Source organism: Halodesulfovibrio oceani subsp. galateae (genome assembly GCF_055397225.1).
In genome coordinates this window covers 3,454,459-3,474,412 of the sequence record NZ_AP042453.1, presented here as the reverse complement: position 1 = coordinate 3,474,412, position 19,954 = coordinate 3,454,459, and the positions used below count along the sequence as shown (strand labels likewise).

Annotated in this window: 22 protein-coding genes; 18 read left to right on the top strand and 4 right to left on the bottom strand. The window is 46.2% G+C overall.

Features of this window, described 5'->3' with window-relative positions:
- Positions 1–3 precede the first annotated feature (3 nt).
- From ACZ5V1_RS15290 to fliQ, 13 genes are all read left to right on the top strand, one after another.
- Positions 4–555, top strand: a complete 552-nt coding sequence (locus tag ACZ5V1_RS15290) for an aminodeoxychorismate/anthranilate synthase component II (protein ID WP_464389569.1) — start codon at positions 4–6, stop codon at positions 553–555.
- Complete coding sequence (locus ACZ5V1_RS15285; RefSeq protein ID WP_464389568.1) at positions 527–1,894, top strand: chorismate-binding protein; 1,368 nt, start codon at positions 527–529, stop codon at positions 1,892–1,894. Before ACZ5V1_RS15290 ends, ACZ5V1_RS15285 begins: the two co-directional genes overlap by 29 nt.
- Positions 1,891–2,658: an aminotransferase class IV gene (locus ACZ5V1_RS15280; RefSeq protein WP_464389567.1), complete on the top strand. Its 768-nt coding sequence runs from the start codon at positions 1,891–1,893 to the stop codon at positions 2,656–2,658. The genes ACZ5V1_RS15285 and ACZ5V1_RS15280 overlap by 4 nt, the downstream gene beginning before the upstream one ends.
- A gap of 1,242 nt (positions 2,659–3,900) precedes the next feature.
- Positions 3,901–4,818 (top strand): GTPase Era, encoded by a 918-nt coding sequence (gene era / locus ACZ5V1_RS15275; protein ID WP_464389566.1) that lies wholly within the window; start codon positions 3,901–3,903, stop codon positions 4,816–4,818.
- 119 nt (positions 4,819–4,937) lie between these two features.
- Entirely contained in the window at positions 4,938–5,672 is a 735-nt protein-coding gene (locus ACZ5V1_RS15270; RefSeq protein ID WP_464389565.1) for a YggS family pyridoxal phosphate-dependent enzyme, read from the top strand.
- Positions 5,673–5,693: 21 nt separating this feature from the next.
- Positions 5,694–6,455, top strand: a complete 762-nt coding sequence (locus ACZ5V1_RS15265; RefSeq protein ID WP_464389564.1) for a flagellar motor protein — start codon at positions 5,694–5,696, stop codon at positions 6,453–6,455.
- Between the two features lie 34 nt (positions 6,456–6,489).
- The gene (locus ACZ5V1_RS15260; RefSeq protein WP_464389563.1) at positions 6,490–7,359 is read left to right on the top strand and encodes an OmpA/MotB family protein; all 870 of its coding nucleotides are present in this window, start codon (positions 6,490–6,492) and stop codon (positions 7,357–7,359) included.
- A 3-nt stretch (positions 7,360–7,362) separates the two neighbouring features.
- Positions 7,363–8,091: an OmpA/MotB family protein gene (locus ACZ5V1_RS15255; protein ID WP_160712907.1), complete on the top strand. Its 729-nt coding sequence runs from the start codon at positions 7,363–7,365 to the stop codon at positions 8,089–8,091.
- Positions 8,092–8,126: 35 nt separating this feature from the next.
- Positions 8,127–8,606, top strand: a complete 480-nt coding sequence (locus tag ACZ5V1_RS15250; RefSeq protein ID WP_464389562.1) for a flagellar basal body-associated FliL family protein — start codon at positions 8,127–8,129, stop codon at positions 8,604–8,606.
- 41 nt (positions 8,607–8,647) lie between these two features.
- Positions 8,648–9,172: a flagellar motor switch protein FliN gene (gene fliN, locus ACZ5V1_RS15245; protein ID WP_160712903.1), complete on the top strand. Its 525-nt coding sequence runs from the start codon at positions 8,648–8,650 to the stop codon at positions 9,170–9,172.
- The gene (gene fliO / locus ACZ5V1_RS15240; RefSeq protein ID WP_464389561.1) at positions 9,165–9,599 is read left to right on the top strand and encodes a flagellar biosynthetic protein FliO; all 435 of its coding nucleotides are present in this window, start codon (positions 9,165–9,167) and stop codon (positions 9,597–9,599) included. Before fliN ends, fliO begins: the two co-directional genes overlap by 8 nt.
- Positions 9,520–10,329: a flagellar type III secretion system pore protein FliP gene (gene fliP, locus ACZ5V1_RS15235; protein ID WP_464389560.1), complete on the top strand. Its 810-nt coding sequence runs from the start codon at positions 9,520–9,522 to the stop codon at positions 10,327–10,329. The genes fliO and fliP overlap by 80 nt, the downstream gene beginning before the upstream one ends.
- 11 nt (positions 10,330–10,340) lie before the next feature.
- Complete coding sequence (gene fliQ, locus ACZ5V1_RS15230) at positions 10,341–10,610, top strand: flagellar biosynthesis protein FliQ (RefSeq protein ID WP_160712899.1); 270 nt, start codon at positions 10,341–10,343, stop codon at positions 10,608–10,610.
- 324 nt (positions 10,611–10,934) lie between these two features.
- Here the strand turns inward: fliQ and ACZ5V1_RS15225 are convergent, their stop codons facing one another.
- Both ACZ5V1_RS15225 and ACZ5V1_RS15220 read right to left on the bottom strand, forming a co-directional pair.
- Positions 10,935–12,260, bottom strand: a complete 1,326-nt coding sequence (locus ACZ5V1_RS15225; RefSeq protein ID WP_464389559.1) for a M99 family carboxypeptidase catalytic domain-containing protein — start codon at positions 12,258–12,260, stop codon at positions 10,935–10,937.
- Positions 12,260–13,105, bottom strand: coding sequence for a M15 family metallopeptidase (locus ACZ5V1_RS15220; protein WP_464389558.1), 846 nt, complete (start codon positions 13,103–13,105; stop codon positions 12,260–12,262). The genes ACZ5V1_RS15225 and ACZ5V1_RS15220 overlap by 1 nt, the downstream gene beginning before the upstream one ends.
- 404 nt (positions 13,106–13,509) lie before the next feature.
- On the opposite strand from ACZ5V1_RS15220, the gene dnaX reads away from it, so the two are divergent.
- The 3 genes from dnaX to recR all read left to right on the top strand — a co-directional run bounded on the left by dnaX (position 13,510) and on the right by recR (position 16,572).
- Positions 13,510–15,540 carry a DNA polymerase III subunit gamma/tau gene (gene dnaX, locus ACZ5V1_RS15215; protein WP_464389557.1) on the top strand — a complete coding sequence of 677 codons (2,031 nt, stop codon included), beginning with the start codon at positions 13,510–13,512 and terminating at the stop codon, positions 15,538–15,540.
- Positions 15,541–15,641: 101 nt separating this feature from the next.
- Entirely contained in the window at positions 15,642–15,953 is a 312-nt protein-coding gene (locus ACZ5V1_RS15210; protein WP_464384753.1) for a YbaB/EbfC family nucleoid-associated protein, read from the top strand.
- Positions 15,954–15,966: 13 nt separating this feature from the next.
- The gene (recR, locus tag ACZ5V1_RS15205; protein ID WP_464389556.1) at positions 15,967–16,572 is read left to right on the top strand and encodes a recombination mediator RecR; all 606 of its coding nucleotides are present in this window, start codon (positions 15,967–15,969) and stop codon (positions 16,570–16,572) included.
- Between the two features lie 417 nt (positions 16,573–16,989).
- Here the strand turns inward: recR and ACZ5V1_RS15200 are convergent, their stop codons facing one another.
- Positions 16,990–17,262, bottom strand: coding sequence for a DUF4911 domain-containing protein (locus ACZ5V1_RS15200; RefSeq protein WP_160712887.1), 273 nt, complete (start codon positions 17,260–17,262; stop codon positions 16,990–16,992).
- Positions 17,263–17,418: 156 nt separating this feature from the next.
- Here ACZ5V1_RS15200 and ACZ5V1_RS15195 point away from each other — a divergent pair, with 156 nt between their 5' ends.
- Together ACZ5V1_RS15195 and ACZ5V1_RS15190 are read left to right on the top strand one after the other, a co-directional pair.
- On the top strand, positions 17,419–18,390 hold the full coding sequence (locus tag ACZ5V1_RS15195; protein WP_464389555.1) for an ABC transporter ATP-binding protein: 972 nt from the start codon (positions 17,419–17,421) through the stop codon (positions 18,388–18,390).
- Positions 18,391–18,487: 97 nt separating this feature from the next.
- Entirely contained in the window at positions 18,488–19,003 is a 516-nt protein-coding gene (locus tag ACZ5V1_RS15190; protein ID WP_464389554.1) for a hypothetical protein, read from the top strand.
- A gap of 268 nt (positions 19,004–19,271) precedes the next feature.
- Here the strand turns inward: ACZ5V1_RS15190 and pal are convergent, their stop codons facing one another.
- Complete coding sequence (gene pal, locus ACZ5V1_RS15185; protein ID WP_464389553.1) at positions 19,272–19,826, bottom strand: peptidoglycan-associated lipoprotein Pal; 555 nt, start codon at positions 19,824–19,826, stop codon at positions 19,272–19,274.
- Positions 19,827–19,954: the final 128 nt, after the last annotated feature.

The window sequence follows — 19,954 nt, the reverse complement described above, 5'->3', positions numbered from 1 at the left end:
ATAGTGCGCATTGTATTAGTAGACAACAACGACAGCTTCACCCGAAACCTTGAGCACCTTCTGGTTACGGCAACTTCCTTCGTTCCGGACATTATTTCGTACGGCAAAGACGGAGCTGCATTATCAGCGTGCTCATTAGAACAATACGATCTAATTGTTATTTCTCCCGGGCCCGGTCATCCTGTCGAATACGATGCATACGACTGTGTATTTGAAAGCGGTAAACCCGTGCTCGGTATCTGTATGGGGATGCAGATCATCAATCACTATTACGGCGGTACGACCGATAGACTGCCAAATTGTGTGCACGGCAAAACAGACTTGCTTGAAATAGATGGTGAGTTACGAACAATAGCCCGCTATCATTCACTATATCTTTCTTCCATTGGAGAAGGATTAAGAGTAACGTCCACTTTGTCAGGAACAGAGATTCCTATGATTATTGAACATGAAAACCGCCCTATCATGGGGCTTCAGTTCCATCCTGAATCGTTTTTAACGAAACAGGGTGAGTGGTACATTCACCATGCAACGCGCTTTTTCGGTCTTTCTTGAAGCAGGCAAAGTGCAGCGACAGAAACTTGCTGCACTCTTTAATGGATTCGCAACAATTTTCGACGCGGATATGTTTTTGTCCGGCGTTACTGAAGAAGATGCACCGCTTCGCCGCTCCGCGAATACGTGCATAATCGGCATAGATCCCATCACAGAACTCATTGTTCAACCGGAAACCACCAGAGACCAGATAAAATCCTTCTGTTTTGATTCCGGCAACGAAACCCTCGGATACCTTTCCTACACCTACGGATTAAAAGAACGGGGGATAGCGTCCGAAAAAAAGAACGAACTGCCACTGGGACACTTCCGCCAATACGAAATCCTCATCACCGTCAATCTCTCCACAGGCTTCCTTGAGTGCTCAGCATTAGAAACAGCGGACAAGCGCAGGCTGCAACGCCTTAAAAACTTATGCACCACGCCACCTCTCAGCACAGAACTACTTCCTGAAAGCGCAACATTTTCTACCCCGACGCCTTCCATGAGCAAAACAGAGTACATCGATGGTGTGAAAGCCGTACTCGAACACATTCGTAACGGTGACACCTACCAACTTTGTCTTTCTTCTTCCTTTTCAATGACCGTACCAGAAAACTTCAGCACATCCGTAATCTGCACCAGTGACAACAAAAAGCAGTGTGATGCCATCGGGCTGTTCATGCATCTATGGCAGAACTATCCGGCAGCATATTACGCATGGTTTTCTTCAGAAGATGCAAAGATCATCTCCACCTCTCCTGAATGCTTCCTGCGTGTCGATGATGGCTTAATTACTTCCGAACCGATCAAAGGCACCATTGCCTTCGACGAATTTTCAGAAGAGCTGCTCACAGAATTGCGCGAGTCACCAAAAGAAAGTGCCGAACTTTCCATGATAGTCGATCTGGTTCGCAACGATATTTCCACACACTGTGAGTACGGCTCTGTAACCGTAGAGCGCCACAAAGACATTTTCACCGTAGACAATATGCTGCAAATGTATTCCGTCGTACGCGGCACGCTTAAGGCAGAATCCACATGTCTGGATCTTCTTTTCGATGCATTCCCCGGCGGCTCCATAACTGGATGTCCGAAGTTACGAACAATGACGATTATTGAAAAATTAGAACCGCACAGCCGTGACCTCTACTGCGGCAGTTTTCTCCATATTAAAAACCCAACTACAATGAATTCAAGTATTGCAATTCGTACCGGATGGTTTACACATGACCATAGTGGAATACAAACGTTCCGGTATTTTGCAGGAAGTGGGCTGGTAATTGATTCAGTGCCGGAGCTAGAATTTGAAGAAACTATCGCTAAAGCTGAAAAGTTTCGAAAGGTGCTATCTACATGACCTACTACAGAGCTGGTGAATACCATGACGACGGAGTGACGCAAGATATTGCTGCTCCGTCTTTTCGTTTTGGAGCAGGAATCTTCGAGACCATCCTGTTTAACGGAAAGAGCCTATGTTTTTTCAACCAACATCTAGACCGGATGGAAAGTTCGCTTGAAAAATTGGGATTTATTGTCCCGCAGATAGATTTTGCAGAGCTTACAATGGAAGTTATTAAGCGGAACAACCTTAGTGACCAAATTGCTCGTGTTAATATTTTTGGACTCATTGATGAAAACGATGCAGTAGACCCTGTCATCACTGCCGCGCCCTACACGCCACTTTCGGAAAAACAGTATCGCGTCTGCACCGTCACAGACGGAGTTCAGCATCCGCTGCTCGGGCATAAGACAATGAACTACATGTACAACTGGCTACAGCGCCGTTCCGCAATCAAAAAAGGATACGATGATGCTGTGCTGCTTGCACGCGACAATCTCGTAACCGAAACCACCACAGCTGCGCTTCTTTTCGGAGACGGGGAACGATTCTGCCTGCCGGGCGGTAAAATGAAGCTTCCGTCCATTGCACTTGAAGCAGCACGATCAATCCTGCCTATCTACGACTGCTCTGTGCGCTCGTATTCTTTAGGGAACTTCCGATACGCTTACGTACTCAATTCTCTCATAGGCATGCGACCAGTAACTGCCATCAACGGCACTATGTTCATGCCGGACGAGACCAGTTGCAAAGCCGTTACGGAAATTATCTGCGGTTGCTAGCGGCTTTTTTGTTTTTGTTTTTGTTGCCTCCGGCGGTGCTTCCAGCAGGTTGCCTCCGGCGGCTTAAGAACCCTTTAAAAAGGGCTTCTTAAGAATCTCCTAAATTTTTTATCTGCGAGGCCAGCACGTTTCTTATCTAGCTCGCGGCTTACGCACCACTACCTTTCATAAATAAAAAAGGCTGTTCCAATACAGTGGGGCAGCCTTTTATCTTTTAAGACGACTCGTTCCATTTTCTTACAAGTCTCATTTACTCGGTATACAAAAGGCACGCGGTCACACCTCATCTAGCTTTTGTATTGCTTCCTTTGGGGAGCATTTTCGATTCATAAAGTGCCGAAAACATTTTTTCAGGGCATCAACTTCTTTGTGCTTCTGTCCCTGTCTCTTTTTTCATAGTCCTTTTTTCATAGTCCCTTTTTTCACGGACTAGATGCATTTAAACTGAGTGTAGAATCTTTTCACATCAGTTTTCGTGCTGTTTTTCGTACCGTACGCTGCCTTGGACTCCAGATAGTTGCCCCTGCACGTACCGCTCGGAAACAGATGAGAAAAGATTCTGCACTCAGTCATCACTTCTTTACCACTCCTTCGAGCATCATTTTTTTCAAGTCTTATTATTCAAATTTTGCTATTCAAATTTTGCTATTCATTCCCCGATTTCTTTTTCTCGCTCGAACTCGATAGTTTGACTCAGCACGCTGTTTTTCTACCGCATTTTCACGTTACGTTCAGTCCAAACGAGAGCAATTACTCTCCCAAAGCCCCTGTTAAAAAAAACACAAAAGTTAACGAAACGAGCAGCTACACCCCTATCTATGGGTATTTACTCTCATTTGAGACAGAAAACTTGCTATTTCGTATATATGAAACCGTTATACCATTTGCCGCTCTACATAATTCGCGTTACAGTCAGTTATTGCGCACAACGTCTTCCGCTTGCGGTTTTACCGCTTGTTGTGAGCAACAATACATTTTGACGACATGTCACTATGTTCAGACGCTCCTGCCAGCAATGGCTGAGAGTCTCCTCACGCAAGGATGCAGAAATTCTAGCTAGATTCTGCATCCTTGCTTCGATTCCCCCTACGCCTCATCCAGCCACAACTTTTCCACAATCTTCCATTTGCTGTATTGCCTCAACGAGCGTATGTTCCAATATGACTTCTTGACTTTATACGAAGTCCTATTACACATCTAAGCAAACTAATTTGTCAGAAAATTGATGGAGAAATATATAATATGAGTAACACAGAACACCGCTGCGGTTGGGTCGCCATGATGGGACCTCCTAATGCGGGTAAATCAACTATGCTTAACGCATACTTAGGGCAAAAAGTAGCTATCGTTACCCCTAAGCCACAAACTACCCGAAATCAGGTCAGCGGTATCCTGTCCAGCCCAGATTCCCAGGTTATCTTTATGGATACACCTGGTATTCACCAGCTTCGCGGTAAAATGAACAAAATTTTATTGCAGACTGCATGGCACACCCTTAGTGGTGCGGATGTAGTTATGGTGGTTCTGGATGGTTCCCAGTACGTCGACCGTCCTGGTACATTTGATAGAGATATCGAACCGTTGAAAGAAGCAATTCTCAACGAAAAACGTGCTGTGGTAGTTGCTGTCAACAAAGTGGACAAGTTCCGCGATAAAGCCAAAATGCTTCCGCTTCTCGAAAAGTTGAGCACTCTTTGGCCTAACGCAGAAGTTTTCCCTGTTTCTGCAATGCGCAGAGATGGCCTTGATCCTATGCTCGAGTACCTCAAGAAGCACCTTCCTGTTTCTGAAAAACTCTACCCTGAAGACCAGCTCTCCACTGTACCAGTACGCTTTATGGCTGCTGAAGTTGTACGTGAAAAGCTCTTCATGGAACTGCGTCAGGAACTTCCATACAACTGCGCTGTTGAAATTGAAAAATGGGATGACACCGGCGAACGAGTATTCGTTAACGCTGTTATCTACGTTTCACGCAAGAGCCATAAATCTATGGTAATCGGCGCACAGGGTCAGAACCTTAAAAAGGTCGGCACAGAAGCACGTAAAGAGCTTCAGGAAATGCTGCACCAAAAAGTTCACCTCGAACTGTGGGTAAAAGTACGCGAAGGTTGGACTGAAGACGTAGGCTTTATGCGCCTTCTTGGTCTTTCTTCTTCCTAGCTGCTCCATATCAGCGAACATAGGCGGCTTTTGCCGCCTTTTTTATTAGGGGTGTCAAAACCCCGTACTTACTTTGACCGGCGAGGGGTAATAACCGCCGGAAAAATGGATAGAGAACTATGAATGAATGTCATGTTGACGGTGCTGCAATTATTGCCCGTTACGATACTGTCGTTGAAAAAGTGGCGGATGCTGCCCGTAAAGCGGGACGTAACCCTGAAGATGTAAAGCTCATTGCTGTGTCTAAACGCCACCCTGCCGAATCTATTAAAATTCTCAACAAACACGGCCAGTTAGATTTTGGTGAAAACTATGTTCAAGAGGTTCTTGCTAAGCAGGAAGAACTCGCTGAACTTACCATCAACTGGCACTTTATTGGCCATTTGCAGTCTAAAAAAGCCAAAGATGTTGCTGGGAAATTTGCCCTTATTCACTCCATCGATCGTTTAGCCTTGGCACAAAAACTGCAAAACCGCATGGAGATGCTTCCCGTTTCCGGTTTGGACGGTGAGAGAAAAGTTCAGGACATTTTGCTTCAGGTCAATATTGGCGACGAAGCACAAAAATCCGGCGTCGATAAAGACGGACTTTTTGAACTTGCCGAAAAGGTTGCAGCATTTCCACTCCTGCGTATCCGCGGGTTAATGGGAATGCCACCGGCATCTTGTGTTGCAGAAGAGGCTCGTCCTTTCTTCAGCAATTTGCGCGAACTGCGCGATGAGCTTTCGACCCGCATTGGCGTTCCTATGGAACACCTTTCCATGGGTATGACACAGGACTACGTGCAGGCAATTGAAGAAGGCGCCACATTTGTACGTATAGGAACAGAAATTTTCGGCCCGCGTCCTTATTAACACGCGAAAAAAGAGCATTCTATGGATTTGGCAACGGTTCTCGGGATAGTAATTTCCTTCGGTCTGGTTCTCTCTGCTATCATGATGGGTGGCAGTCTTCTTATCTTTGTTTCCGTACCGTCACTACTTATTGTTATGGGCGGAACCATTGGCGCAACGCTTGTAAACTATCCGCTTAAGCGCGTTATTTCCGTAATGAGTGTTTTCAAAAAGACACTCTTTGCTCAAGACTTGTCCCCGCAGGAAACTATTGATCAGTTCAAAGATTACGCTGACCGCGCTCGTAGAGAAGGTATCCTTTCTCTTGAACCAATCATCAGCGGCATTGAAGACCCGTACCTTAAAAAGGGTTTACAACTGACCGTCGACGGCCTTGAGCCGCAGGCGATTCAGGAAATCTTAGAATCTGAAATTGCCAATACAGAAGCCCGCCATAGCGACGGGCAGGATATTCTTAAATCATTCGGTGAATACGCACCGGCACTGGGCATGATCGGTACAGTTATCGGCCTTGTTCAGATGCTGCAAACCATGAGCGATCCAAGTTCCATTGGCCCTGCTATGGCGGTTGCGCTTATCACCACCTTCTACGGCGCATGCCTTGCTAACCTTGTGTTCATTCCTATGGCTGGCAAGCTGAAGTCCCGTAGTAACTCCGAAATTCGTATTAAAGAAATGCAGCTCGAAGGCGTGCTTGCAATTTCTCGTGGTGAAAACCCGCGTATTATTCAAGAAAAGCTTTCTTGTTTCCAGGCAATTGGCGATCGTCTTGATGCTGCATAGCAGCTCCCATACTTCATCGTAACGGGAGTACGTAATGGCTAAACGTAAAAAGAAACAAGAAGAAGGCGGCGGCGCCTCCTGGCTCATCACTTTCTCAGACATGATGACCCTCATGCTTACATTCTTTGTATTGCTTGTAAGTATGTCGGTTACGGATGAGAGACGAAAGCTGATTGTACTGACGTCTGTAACTGGCGCGTTCGGTGAAGGTAATGGCAACCTCAACCCCGCCACACAGACTAATGCTCAGCGTATTGTTGACCCGGGACCGATGGAACTGAAAACTGATGACCTCTCTCCACTTAAAGACCTTTTGTGGGAAGACGACAAAGAAGACTTGAACTTTCAGGAAAACCAGTATGTTCAAATTTTCTCCATCAGCGAAGATGTTCTATTTAACCCAGGCACCACACAATTAAGCAACAGAGGCGTTGTGCTGTTAAACCGCATAATGCCTTGGATGCTGCGGATCAAACATCCGCTGCTGCTTGCCGGGCACACATCCGCACTACGCGATGAAGCCGGTAAGAAATATGAAGTTTCCTTTACGCGTGATGCAGAGCTTTCCCCAACATGGAACCTCTCTTTCATGCGCGTAATGAGCGTCTACAGTTACCTTAAAGGACGCGGAATCCCTACAGATCAGATGATGGTGGAGGCTTTTGGCAACTATCATCCACGCTGGAGTGATAACAATCCGAAAGGTAGAAAGAAAAACAGACGCGTAGATATTGTGTTGGATAAACGCAATATGCAGTGGATCCAAAAGCTTGAAGACTTAACCCGCGAAGCGCCAAAGAAGAAAAGAGAATTTGATTTCAAAGATTTCAAATTTGATCTTAGCGTAAACGATGGCGGAGACAGGGTTTCCAGTGTATCCGGTTCAATGCAGGACGGAGTATAACGAATGGCTCGTGAAAAAAAACAAGAAGAACCGGAAGGCGTCCCTGCGTGGCTCATCACCTTCTCTGACCTTGTGACCTTGCTGCTCACATTCTTTGTACTCATTCTCAGTATGTCTTCTATGGATAAGACAATGCTTATTGAGATTAACCCGTTCGAGCGCGGCTTGGGAGTTATCAACTACCATGGTTCTGGACGAGTGCCGCAGCGCATTAAACTTATCTTGGAACTTGTAGCTGATCCAAAATCTGCTTTTGAACAGCGAGACAGAATTAAAGACTTGTTATTTCCGGAGGACGTACTGCCGCCGGATATTGACATGAGTACGTTGGATCGTAACTTACGCATCCTTCAAAAGCCGGAAGGCCTTGCAATTGCCCTTACAAATGATCTTGTATTCAAACCGGGTAGTTATGAGTTAACCCCTTCTGCAAAAAAACTACTCTCTCAAGTAGTGCTGATGCTGCAATACACATCCGCAGATACAAACATTTCCGGCCATGCAGATAATACAGGTCGCAGCAATGCAGCCAACTATCCGCTTTCCGGAAAAAGAGCGATGGCTGTACTCGAATACTTTTTGGCAACTGGGCTTCAACCGAGACGCTTTTCAGTAAGCGGATACGGCGCAGACAAGCCACTTGAGTCGAATGCAACAGAGTACGGACGTGCGCAGAATAGACGAGTAGAGATTTTAATTAAAACAACCCAGCGTCTTGGACGCTACTCATAAGAGATTGCTGCAAGAAACTGCAAAGGAGCTGTATCGTGATTGAAGAAGGAAAAGATCAAAATAAAAAAAGCGGAAAGATGAAATGGGTCATCATGCTTTTAGTCCTTCTGCTTCTGGCTGGCGGCGGGTACTTCGCGTACACAATGTACTTCCAGAATTCTACCGAAACGGCGGAACCTCAGGATGTCCAGCTTGAAGATGTTGATCCAGCTGATTCGCAAGTGGTCACCCTGCCAAGTTTCCTTGTAAACCTCTCTGACCCGCTCGGGCGACGCTACATTAAGCTCACTCTTGATGTTGAAGTTGCCAGTTCGGATGCTGCACAAGTACTGGAAACCTCAAGCGCAAAAGTGCGTGATGCAGTTATTCTGCTTCTTTCCAGCAAGTCATACGCAGACCTTGCTTCTCTCGAGAGCAAAATCCTGCTTAAAAATGAACTGGTGACCCGACTCAACCAGATCATTGGCAGCTCTAAAGTTGTACGTGTGTATTTTACAGAACTGGTTATCCAGTAATTTAATTAGCTATTACTCCCTTTCAGATAAGGAAGGTTACTATGTCTGAAGACGTGAATCAGGATTTACTGGCTGAACAGTGGGCGGCAGCTCTTGAAGAGCAGGATGATGAACCTACAGCCGGCGCAACTCAGAATATGAGTCAGAACGAAGCGCTTGCAGAAGAATGGGCAGCAGCACTTGCCTCTGAAGAACAAGAAGTTATTCAGAAGGAAAAAGAGCAGAGCGTACTCTCCAGCAAAGCTCACGAAGCTGAGTTCAAGGATTTGACAGAGGATGCAAAAGCCATCCGTCCTGAAGCTGGAAAGCACGAGCTCGACTTCATTCTGGACATTCCACTTGATGTTTCCGCAGAACTCGGTCGCACCCGTCTGCTCATCAACGAACTGCTCCAGCTTGGTCAGGGTTCTGTTGTTGAACTCAACAAACTTGCAGGTGAACCGCTTGAAATATTTGTTAATGGCAAGCTTGTCGCTCGTGGCGAAGCTGTTGTTATTAACGAAAAATTCGGTGTGCGCCTGACTGATATCATCAGCCCGATCGAAAGGGTTAAGCAGCTTGCATAACATTTTTGTGACAGCAGCCCATGCGGCTATCGATTCTTCCGGTGATATCGTCAACGGAACGTCGCCCGCTGTCCCTGAAGTGGTAGGCTGGGGAAGCTATGTTCAGTCCATCGGCATCCTGCTACTACTTTTAGGTGGGCTCTACGGACTGCTCTGGCTCGTTAGAAAAGTTGGCATGAATAAAGGCTTAAGGGGAAAAAAGGGCGGCAAACGCACCTTGGATGTGGAAGAACGATTCCACCTTGCTCCTAAAAAGCAATTAGTCGTGGTACGCTTCTTGAATAAAAGGCTATTACTGGGGGTTACAGACCACCAGATCAACCTTTTATCTGAAACGGAAGCGGAAGATGACTCTAGCCACTCCTCTGACTCGGAAGAATTTAAAAAATTTATGGGACAGCTCCGCAACGCGGATTCTGACTCTTAGTGCTTTATTACTGCTGGTTCCCGCTGTAGCGTTTGCTGCGCGGGACCTTGCAGTGCCATCCCTATCGCTGGCATTGGGCGCAGGCCAATCAGAACCGGAGAATGTGTCCGTTCTGTTGGAAATCCTGTTCCTGCTCACTATTCTGTCACTGGCACCAGCCATTATGCTGACAGTTACCAGCTTTACCCGCATCATCATCGTTTTTTCCTTTTTGCGTCAGGCATTAGGAACACAGCAGCTGCCACCGTCTCAGGTTCTGGCAAGCCTCGCTATTTTTATGACTTTCGTCATCATGCGCCCTGTGGGCATGGCAATTAACGACAATGCACTGCAACCCTACCTAAGCGAAGAAATTGGCTTTACAGTAGCTCTGGACGAGGCACAAAAGCCTCTTAGAGAGTTTATGTTTAAGCATACACGCGAAAAAGACCTATCTTTGTTTTATTCCATCAGTAAAATGGAACGACCAAAATCAAAGGTTGAAGTTCCTACCATGATGCTGGCAGCAGCCTACGTCATCAGTGAACTTAAAACAGGCTTCACCATCGGCTTCCTCATCTACGTACCGTTCCTCATAATCGATATGGTTGTTTCGAGTATCCTTCTCGCGATGGGTATGATGATGCTGCCGCCTATGATGGTTTCTATGCCGTTTAAACTGCTACTTTTCGTTCTGGTAGACGGCTGGAGCCTGCTCACCGGCTCTCTCGTTAACAGCTTCCTATTGTGAGGATATGAAACATGACACCCGAATTCGTTATCGGCTATGCCCGTAAAGCAATTGAGCTTACGCTCATGATCTCGCTGCCTATGCTGCTCGTAGGTCTAATTGTCGGTCTGATCGTATCCATCATTCAGGCAGCAACACAGGTGCAGGAACAAACCCTGACCTTTGTGCCTAAAATTATCGCGATCTTTGTATCGCTGCTCATAGCGTTTCCGTGGATTATGGAGAAAATGACCTCGTTTACTCGCGAAGTCTTTATGAATATTCCTAATTACATCCGCTAACGGCTATATACAAAAATTGCCTCCGGCGGCTTAAGAACCCTTTTAAAAAAGGGCTTCTTAAGAATCTCCTAAAACTTTTATTAGCGAGGTTAGCCTGTTTTTTACTCAACTTCACGGCTTGTACATCACTACCTTTCAGCTAATAAAAAAGGGCTGTCCTTCATATGAAGGACAGCCCTTTTTCTATTCAATTCAGTAAATTTAAGCCGCGTGAAAAAAGAATCTACGGGACTTCATCGCATAATAAAAAGTTTTGATGGGGGTCTGGGGGAAACTTTTTCAAAAGTTTCCCCCCAGCCGCCGGAGGCAGCTCAACGTAGACTGCTACCGTACAGCAAGCGCGTTGTTTTTGGTAAACCGCACGAGCACCATACCGGAGAACTTTTTACCGCGATATACTTCGACACGATACACACGTCCGCCCTTATCGAGGGAGAAACGTTTCACGAGATCTTTCTTTCGTACGAGCACATCTGATTCTGCACCTTTATTCGGTGCCACGTATCCAATAATATTGAATCGGTAGCCTTTCAGGGAACTAACGCTAAAATGGCTGCCCACGTCGATGATGGTACCCATAGAGACTTTCTGGTCTCTTCCGTCTACGGTCAACTGCAATGAAGAAAGACTGTCATCGAACTCAAAGAACTGAGGCGACAGGTTCGTCAAATTTCTGTTTCCGTAGTAGACCTTGTAGCCGTTCGGGGCATCAACCATGGTTAACAGCGGCTTGGATGCTTCAAACTTGTTCGCTAAGCTCTTGTTCATAGGAACGTAGTTAAGATATTTACGAACATTATCCAGTTCGAGCTGTAGTTTTCCGCCGTACATTGCCAGTTTAACCTGACTGAACATGGCTTGTTTGATCGAACGCGGGTTCAGATCAAAATCGCGGGAAAATTCAACACCAGCCTGCCTCAAGAAAGATTCAAGCACTGAAAGATGATAGTATGTACGAGTCGGTGTCATAAAAGACTTACTGGCTTCGATACCGAAAGCTGGCTTACCATGTTTAATTGCATAGTAGGTAAGCGACTTTTCCATTTCGTGATCACCTTCGCGGGTGCGGGTGTTCTTCAAATGAAGTTTGTCACTCTTTTTAAGCAACTCAGTGTTAGCTTTTTTGACAGCAATCCGTGCCATGCTGCTCAGGTCGCCAAATTTTGGATGCGTAATCGCTTCCTGATCAATAATGACGCACTGCCCCCAATAGCGAGGATTGTGCAACTTATCGATGTACGTTGGACTGTAAAATCCGCTACCGTCGTGCAGGTTAAGAACCATATCGACTTTGTCATTGCGGATAATTTCTTTTATCCGCTGTACGGAAGAATAGTCAGGATCTTTCTTATCAAGCATCGCAAATTTACGGTTCATGTCACCGTATGAGCCACGAGAACTCTTGATGATGCTTAAAAAGTTTAAGTTCGGAACAACCCACACGTTGCCTTTGGTGATGTTGTAATGAGAAACAAGCATACCGGCAGCACTAAATCCACCAGGCTCATCACCCTGAATGCCACCAACAACAAGAATTGTTGGTCCTTCAGCATCGCTGCCAAGCTTATGCAAAGAAAAATCTAGCGGATTCTGCGCAAAGGCAGACACCGTCATCATGAGAACAAATATAAATGATAGTAACAGTCGCATTATAAATTCACCTTAACATGCCAGGGTTCATACCGTACTCCCAGCAAATTTTCTCTGGGGTATCGCAGTGTCAGATAACCAAGCTTGCTTAATTTGCTGAACACAGGAGTTTCAGTGAAACGGGAGGTAAAATTTGATTTTCCGTATTTTCGCTGCCCGACATCAAAGTCACTGATACCGTGGAAGGAGTAGCCCGGAGGAGCTAACGAGCGTGATGCCAAAGACAAATTCCCACCGTTACTGCTCGCTTTCATGAGGAACAGGTGGAATTGTTTCACCACGCCGCGCACGCCGGATGTCAAAATTACATCAGAAGCAAGAGCACTTTTTATTTCTTTCCACACCTCGAATGGGTGTCCCCTAAAAACATAGTGCCCGCTGTTGCGAATTTTAATGACATTCTTGCGTTTTATGGTCTGGGTAAATGCAGTAATAGGTTTATCACCGTAAAAACCTAATACACTAGCATCGTAGTAAAATATTTTTTCAAGAAATGCTTTTTCTTTATCGGAAAACGCGCCAACACGTGAGTACTGTTTCCCAATAGTAAAGGCCTGATCAACACTAACAAGATTAAAATTTCCGTATCCGACTGTGCGCATCACACGAGTGATCCTTGTCGTACACTCTTTAAGCAGCTCTAACTCTTCATCTTTAAGCACAATATCGTCAGGATGTGCAGAATCAAAATGACTCATCTTCGAAATGTAGTCTTTTACATGCAAATCAAACTGGCCATGCTCTTCTTGAAGATCCGTTTCGATCAACTCAGCAGCAAAAGCATTGCATGGTATTGCAATCGCAGATGCAATACAAATATGTCGTAAAAAAGATCGCCTGTTCATACGTCACTCGTGGGAAAAATACATGCACCACAGCATTATTGCCGTTTATTTCAAAAGAGAACTACGTTATTTCACGTAAAAATTAAACCCCGATGATCATCCTTTAACAACTTCAGTTTGCACTGCGCGCGCTACTTCTAATAGTAATATCTTGTAAAAGTACACAACAGAACTTTTGCATTAAAGTAATACCTACACTTACAACAGTGCACTGCCTTGTTTTATCAACTTCTTCGCGAATGCAAAAAATAATGAGTGAAACCGTCTGTACCAAGGGTTCATCTTGCCTTTGCCCTATTTTTTTTTTAGCGTGACTAATTGTAGTTCTTTTTGCGTATTCCTTGTTTTGAATACACAATCCCGGAACACACAAATTCCAAATTTTTGAAATTTGCAGGACCATAATGAGTACAGCAGCATTAACCACAGCCTACAGACCACAGCGCTTTGCCGACGTTGCAGGACAAAAAACAGTAAAAGCTGTTCTTTCCCGCGCAGCCAAAGAAGACAAAGTAGCTCCGGCCTATCTTTTTAGCGGCACCCGCGGTGTCGGCAAAACAACCATTGCCCGTATTTTCGCAAAGGCACTTAACTGCAAAAATGCTCCTACAAACGAGCCTTGCAACGAGTGCGAACATTGCAAAAAGATTACACAGGGCATGCATGTAGATGTGGTGGAAATTGACGGCGCTTCCAACCGAGGCATCGATGACGCACGCAGACTGCGTGAATCTATCGGCTATGCAGCAATGGAAGGTCGCTACAAAGTCTTCATTATCGATGAAGCACACATGCTCACCCGTGACGCGTTTAACGCGCTGCTCAAAACTCTTGAGGAGCCGCCAAAAGGCGTTACGTTTATTCTTGCCACCACAGAGTCGCACAAGTTCCCCATCACTATCATCAGCCGTTGTCAGCACTACACGTTCAAAATGCTCACCGAGCAGGAACTTGTAGATCACCTGACAAAAATTCTTGGGTTGGAAAAAATCGAATACGATCAAGCAGCAGTGCGTCTTATCGCACGCCGTGCAGCAGGATCTGTTCGTGACTCCATGTCCCTACTTGGACAGGTTCTAGCTCTGGGGAATGATCGTCTTGAAGTGGCGGATGTTCGCTCTATTCTTGGTCTTGCAGGACAGGAACTATTCTTCAGCGTTATGGACGCCATGAAGAATCAGGACGTGATCGCCCTTTCTCAGGTGATCCGTGACATCTTGGAACAAGGCGTTGATATCGGCTTCTTCCTTCGCGAGCTTGGTAACACATGGCGCAACTTGTTTATGCTTAAACAGGCTGGCACACAGGCGTTGCCGCTTCTCAATCTACCAGAAGCTGAAGCGCAGCAATGGCTGGAACTGGCACCACAGTTCGCTTTGTCTCACGTGCACGCTTGCTGGCAGTTGACACTTGAAGGTCAGCGCCGCGTACTCACAAGCCTTGAACCGGCAATGGCACTTGAACTGCTGTTGCTGAACCTTGCGTTCCTGCCAAAACTTATTTCAACAGAATCACTTTCTCGTGGAACCGGTGCACCTCAGCAGCCAGCAGGACAACGTTCTGCTCCCCAGCAGAGTGCGCCACAGGCTGCACAACAGGGAAATCATCAGGCTAGTCATCAGATTAATCATCAGGCAACTCCTTCGGCTAATCATTCAGCCACCGATCAGGCTAGCCACCAGATGAACCAGCAAGCACCTCAACAAGCCGCTTCCCACATGCAGCAGACGCAGCAGGAACGCCCACAACAGGCGCAACAACCTCAGGTTGCACCGCAGCAGGCTCAAGCTCCTGCTCAATCAGCGCCACAGTCCCAGCCGCCACACAGGCAGCAAGGACAACAAGCGCAGCGTCAGCAGCAACCGCCTCATAGACAAGAGCCACCGCACAGACAGCAGCAACAGCAACGTCCACCGGTGCAGAGCAACATGCCATCGTCTATGCCTCCAATGGATTCTCCACCTATGGAGCTACCACCGGAGTATGGCGGGGCTAACAATAGCATGAGCGCGCCTCCGGACATTCCATCTTCCGGTGGAGGAGATGCTTCAAGCAATAATCAGCCGTCCGATCTTACCCGTTGGAGCGAATTCTTAGAGTCCTGTCAAAAGCAGGACGAGACGGGCGGCAAAAGCTTACAATACCTCGCTAAAGCCACTGGCAAACGTTTCGACGACACCCTACAGATTACCGCTGCGGGGCGTACACAGTATGACATGTTGAACAGCACAGATGTAATTGTGCTACTCACACAACGTGCTAAAGAATGGTACGGTACAACTGCCGTTACGTTGCAAGAACCTGAATCAGAAGTGCGCAGCTACCACGAATTGAAAGAAGATATTGAATCGAATCCAGCAGCACTCCTTCTTAAAGAAGAATTAGGTGCAGAGCTGCTTACGTTCAAACATAAAGACGATCCAAGCCGGAAATAGTATACTGTTTCCGGAAAACGGGGCTTGCCCCTCCGATTGTGCTAACTATGCAGACCTAGATTTCTGCTTACTTTAAATACTACATTCTCAAGGAGACTACCATGCGTGGAATGAACGATATGCTTCGTCAGGCTCAGGCGCTTCAGAAAAAAATGTCTAAACTTCAGGACGAACTCGCAGACCGCGAAGTATCCGGCACTGCTGGTGGCGGCATGATCACTGTTGTTTGCACTGGCAAACAAGAAATTCGCTCCATTGTTATCGACAAAAACGCTGTAGACCCTGAAGACGTTGAAATGCTGCAGGACCTCGTTCTTGCTGCTGCTAACGACGCACTGCGCAAATCTAAAGAAATGGCTGAGAGTGAAATGGGCGCCCTTACCGGCGGCATGAACATTCCAGGCATGTTCTAAGTCAGGTTTACCAGTGCAACAGCTCCCTGAACCGCTTAAAGTTCTAGTTGGACAACTCTCCAAGCTGCCGGGACTCGGTCCCAAATCTGCACAACGACTTGCTATGACGTTGCTCAAGTGGCCGGAAAAGCAAACTCGCGATCTTGGACAAAATATCCATGACCTGCGGGACAAGCTGTATCTCTGTGATCGATGCGGCGCATTGTCAGACACCGACCCTTGTGCCATCTGCATCAACGAAAACCGTTCGACCGATACCCTGTGTATCGTGCCGGAATGGGATGCGATGCTCGCACTTGAAGAGGGCGGCTTCTACAAAGGGCAGTACTTTATCATCGGCGGACTCATTGCGCCGCTTGAAAACGTTACTCCCGAACAGCTGGAACTGGATAAACTGAAATCACGCCTTCTCGAAGGCTCCATTACCGAGATTATCTTCGCACTCGGCACCACCATTGAAGCGGAAAACACCGTCTCCTACATCAAGGAGCTTGTAAAACGGGAGTTTCCTCACATCAATGTCAGCCGACTCGCGCAAGGTATTCCCCTCGGGTCAGACGTACAGTTTGTGGACAAAGCAACGCTGCGACAATCGCTTAACTACAGGCAAAAACTGTAGCCACTTGCGTGGGTACTTTTGGTGAGTCTGCGGGGCAATATAGGTCTCCGACGGCGCTTGTCAGCGGGACTCTAAGAACCTTTTGCAAAAGGTTCTTAAAAATCTCCAAAAACTTTTATTACGCGAAAGACGCCCGTAGATAATTTTCTCACGCGGCTTGATTTCACTGACTTGAATAGCAAAAAGGGCTGTCCTTCATATGAAGGACAGCCCTTTTTTATTTCACGAAAGGTAGTGAGGCATAAGCCGCGAGGTGACGTAAAAAACGTGCTCAACTCGCAGTTAAAAAATTTAGGAGATTCTTAAGAAGCCCTTTTTAAAGGGTTCTTAAGCCGCCAGAGGCATCCTGCTGATAAGCACCGCCGGAGGCCTAACTCACTACCCATACAATATATATACTAAAAACAACTGCGGAGCTTACTCCACAGGTCGTTCAAAAACTTCAAATGGAATAGTTTGCTGCATTCCTTTGAGGAACGCGCGCATTTCTCGCTCCTGATGCGGCGAGAAGGTAATTTTAAGCACACAGTCGTAGTTATCGACTACGGTTGCGTAGCCGAGATTATCTTGTGCTTCGAGCAGAAAGCGGAACATGCCGATGTATTTCTTTTCAATTTTTGCATACAGCATGCTTGACCAGCTTGGTGCCGGTAAAGGTGGACGTGGTTTTCTATTACGTTTTTTTGCCATGTTTGTTCCTCGGAGGTGGAAAGTGGCTCATTTCAAAACCCTTGTCAATAAAGCGTTCTAGGCGCGTTTTCTAATCATCAGTCGTACTGATAGTTTTTTGCTAACTCAGTAACACTTTGGTATTATGAAACCGTTGGACACTAACGTACTGGAGAGATGAGCATTACAACTTTTTTAGAACTTAAAAATGTTACTCGGAAATTTTCCGTAGAACAGCCTTTGTTTTCAGCGGCTCCCAGAGAACTGACGGCTGTTAACGATGTCAGTTTTACCATCGAAAAAGGCACAACTTTAGGACTGGTGGGGGAAAGCGGCTGCGGTAAATCCACGGTGGCAAAAATTGTTGCCCATTTACTTCCGCCATCTTCCGGTGATGTTCTACTGGAAGGCGAATCCATATGGCACGGAAGCCACAAGACGACCCGTTCTTTACCGCAGCGTATCCAGATGATCTTTCAAGATCCTGTATCATCACTGAACCCGCGAAAAAGCATCGGCAAAAGTATTCAGGAAGCATTGGACGTACATCGTGTCGGTAGCACTGCTGACCGCAAAAAAGTTGTTACAGAGCTACTGGAACGTGTCGGAATGCGTGCTGAACATTATGCTCGTTACCCGCATGAATTTTCCGGCGGCCAGCGACAGCGTGTAGCTATTGCCCGTTCGCTAGTTTTAAATCCAGACTTTATCGTTTGCGATGAAGCTGTTTCTGCGTTGGATGTTTCGGTACAAGCACAAGTACTGAACCTTTTGACGGAGCTACAAAACGATTTCGGGCTAACGTACATGTTCATATCACATGACTTAGCCGTTGTAGGCCATGTGAGCGACGTAATCGCCGTTATGTACCTTGGACGCCTTGTTGAGTTAACAAGCGCTCAGGCGCTGTTTGATAACGCATTACACCCGTACACTCAGATGCTGCTCGAAGCCATTCCGGCACCTATCCCCAAAAGACGCAGTGCTGGCAACGCACCGGATGGAGATATTCCAAGTCCATTAACGTTACCAAAGGGATGTCCATTTCATCCACGTTGCAAGCAGGTCATGCCGATATGTAAAGAAGTCACTCCGCAATGGCTGGAAATTGAGAAAAACCACCATGTATTGTGTCACTTATATTCATAGGTGCTGATTGTGAAAAAAGTCACTTGACGTATGGTCATTCAATGACCATAGTTGTTTGTACCCCGTCATTGGGGAGAAACAGAGAAAGGAGTGCCACATGGCGGTTACAGAATTTTCTAAGGCAGTTAAATCTATCAGCGAAGTTCTTATTTTTGAGAACTGGTTACGTTTCTACTTCATTAGCGAAGAGGAAGACGAAAAGCTCTTCATACGTATCCCTGAAAAAGCAGACATGCGTATCCGCGAGAATTGGCCACACATCCACTCTCTTGCTGATGCGCTTAACAACAAAGAAATCACTCCGGAAACCTCCCGCGAAGCAGTTATTGTGCATATCTCTGGAGAACTTGACGGTAACAGCATGAAAGCAGGCATGGCAGAGCGTGTTTTCAACAGCACTACCTTCCAGTTTGAAATGCATCTGTTCAGCATGTGGGTTGAAGGCCATGAGTCTCAGCTTGATGAAAACTTCCTCGACTTTGGAAACTGGCTTTCCATGTACGCAGAGTGGAAGCAGTCTGACAAAGTAAAAGGCTACATCGAAGAGACCCGCGAAAAGATGAATGCAACTGAAGCTGCAACAGCAACGGAAACTACTGCTAAAAAGCAATAATCGTTTCTCGTTCAGATATTTTCTCAAGCGCAAAAAAGCCGGCAATGGATTTATTCCTTTGCCGGCTTTTTTGCGTTCTGTATTGAATGCAAAAGCCTTTGAACGCTTGGCGTAACGACCTTTTCAGGTATGCAAAGCTTGTCGTTCGTTCTTCGATTTTTCAGCTACAGCCAATCTATTAAAAAGGGTGAAGCAGATGCAGAGGACATAAAAAAAAGGCGTTTCCCGAAGGAAACGCCTTATACTAATATACTAAATAATAGGTATATTACTTGATGAGTTTGAACTCTGCGCGACGGTTCTTAGCCCAAGCAGCTTCGCTTGAACCCTGAACAGCCCCACGCTCTTCACCGTAAGAAACGATTTCGAGCTGAGTTGCTGGTACACCGAGAACGATCAGGTAATCCTGAACTGCGCGTGCGCGGCGTTCACCAAGTGCAAGGTTGTATTCGGAAGTACCACGTGAATCTGTGTGGCCTTCAATAAGAACACGCATCATAGGGTACTTTTTAAGCATCATAGCATTGTGCTTGAGCACTGTGCGGTACTCAGGCTTAATGTCAAATTTATCAAAGTCAAAGAAGATTGGAGCATCAGCCATAACTGCGCATGCTGCTGCCATTTCTCCAGCGAGCTGTCCTTCTTCAACCTGAGAGGTTGTAGTCATGGAACCACTATCATTGTAGTTGTCAGCAGGTGCTTCAACAACAGCAGTGGAGCCAGAGGCGTTTTCAGGGGTAACAGCTACCTGTTTTTTAGCACAACCGAAGCTCATGGCCATAGCCATAATGAGCAGCAGTGCAATACCGAATCGTTTCATCATTGCATCCTCCTAAAGTTTGCAAAAAAGGACTCTGGCGATAGAATCGCTTTTATAACAAGCATTTTAAAACCGAATTGAATAGCGCGAATACACTTATATTATGGCAAGCCGCCACAATATCTATATTC

Excerpts from the sequence above, each read along its gene's own strand:
- ACZ5V1_RS15285 (WP_464389568.1), top strand. The coding sequence starts at position 527 with ATGCAACGCGCTTTTTCGGTCTTTCTTGAAGCAGGCAAAGTGCAGCGA.
- ACZ5V1_RS15280 (WP_464389567.1), top strand. The coding sequence starts at position 1,891 with ATGACCTACTACAGAGCTGGTGAATACCATGACGACGGAGTGACGCAA.
- era (WP_464389566.1), top strand. The coding sequence starts at position 3,901 with ATGAGTAACACAGAACACCGCTGCGGTTGGGTCGCCATGATGGGACCT.
- ACZ5V1_RS15270 (WP_464389565.1), top strand. The coding sequence starts at position 4,938 with ATGAATGAATGTCATGTTGACGGTGCTGCAATTATTGCCCGTTACGAT.
- ACZ5V1_RS15265 (WP_464389564.1), top strand. The coding sequence starts at position 5,694 with ATGGATTTGGCAACGGTTCTCGGGATAGTAATTTCCTTCGGTCTGGTT.
- ACZ5V1_RS15260 (WP_464389563.1), top strand. The coding sequence starts at position 6,490 with ATGGCTAAACGTAAAAAGAAACAAGAAGAAGGCGGCGGCGCCTCCTGG.
- ACZ5V1_RS15255 (WP_160712907.1), top strand. The coding sequence starts at position 7,363 with ATGGCTCGTGAAAAAAAACAAGAAGAACCGGAAGGCGTCCCTGCGTGG.
- fliN (WP_160712903.1), top strand. The coding sequence starts at position 8,648 with ATGTCTGAAGACGTGAATCAGGATTTACTGGCTGAACAGTGGGCGGCA.
- fliP (WP_464389560.1), top strand. The coding sequence starts at position 9,520 with ATGACTCTAGCCACTCCTCTGACTCGGAAGAATTTAAAAAATTTATGG.
- fliQ (WP_160712899.1), top strand. The coding sequence starts at position 10,341 with ATGACACCCGAATTCGTTATCGGCTATGCCCGTAAAGCAATTGAGCTT.
- ACZ5V1_RS15225 (WP_464389559.1), bottom strand. The coding sequence starts at position 12,260 with ATGCGACTGTTACTATCATTTATATTTGTTCTCATGATGACGGTGTCT.
- ACZ5V1_RS15220 (WP_464389558.1), bottom strand. The coding sequence starts at position 13,105 with ATGAACAGGCGATCTTTTTTACGACATATTTGTATTGCATCTGCGATT.
- dnaX (WP_464389557.1), top strand. The coding sequence starts at position 13,510 with ATGAGTACAGCAGCATTAACCACAGCCTACAGACCACAGCGCTTTGCC.
- ACZ5V1_RS15210 (WP_464384753.1), top strand. The coding sequence starts at position 15,642 with ATGCGTGGAATGAACGATATGCTTCGTCAGGCTCAGGCGCTTCAGAAA.
- ACZ5V1_RS15200 (WP_160712887.1), bottom strand. The coding sequence starts at position 17,262 with ATGGCAAAAAAACGTAATAGAAAACCACGTCCACCTTTACCGGCACCA.
- ACZ5V1_RS15195 (WP_464389555.1), top strand. The coding sequence starts at position 17,419 with ATGAGCATTACAACTTTTTTAGAACTTAAAAATGTTACTCGGAAATTT.
- ACZ5V1_RS15190 (WP_464389554.1), top strand. The coding sequence starts at position 18,488 with ATGGCGGTTACAGAATTTTCTAAGGCAGTTAAATCTATCAGCGAAGTT.
- pal (WP_464389553.1), bottom strand. The coding sequence starts at position 19,826 with ATGATGAAACGATTCGGTATTGCACTGCTGCTCATTATGGCTATGGCC.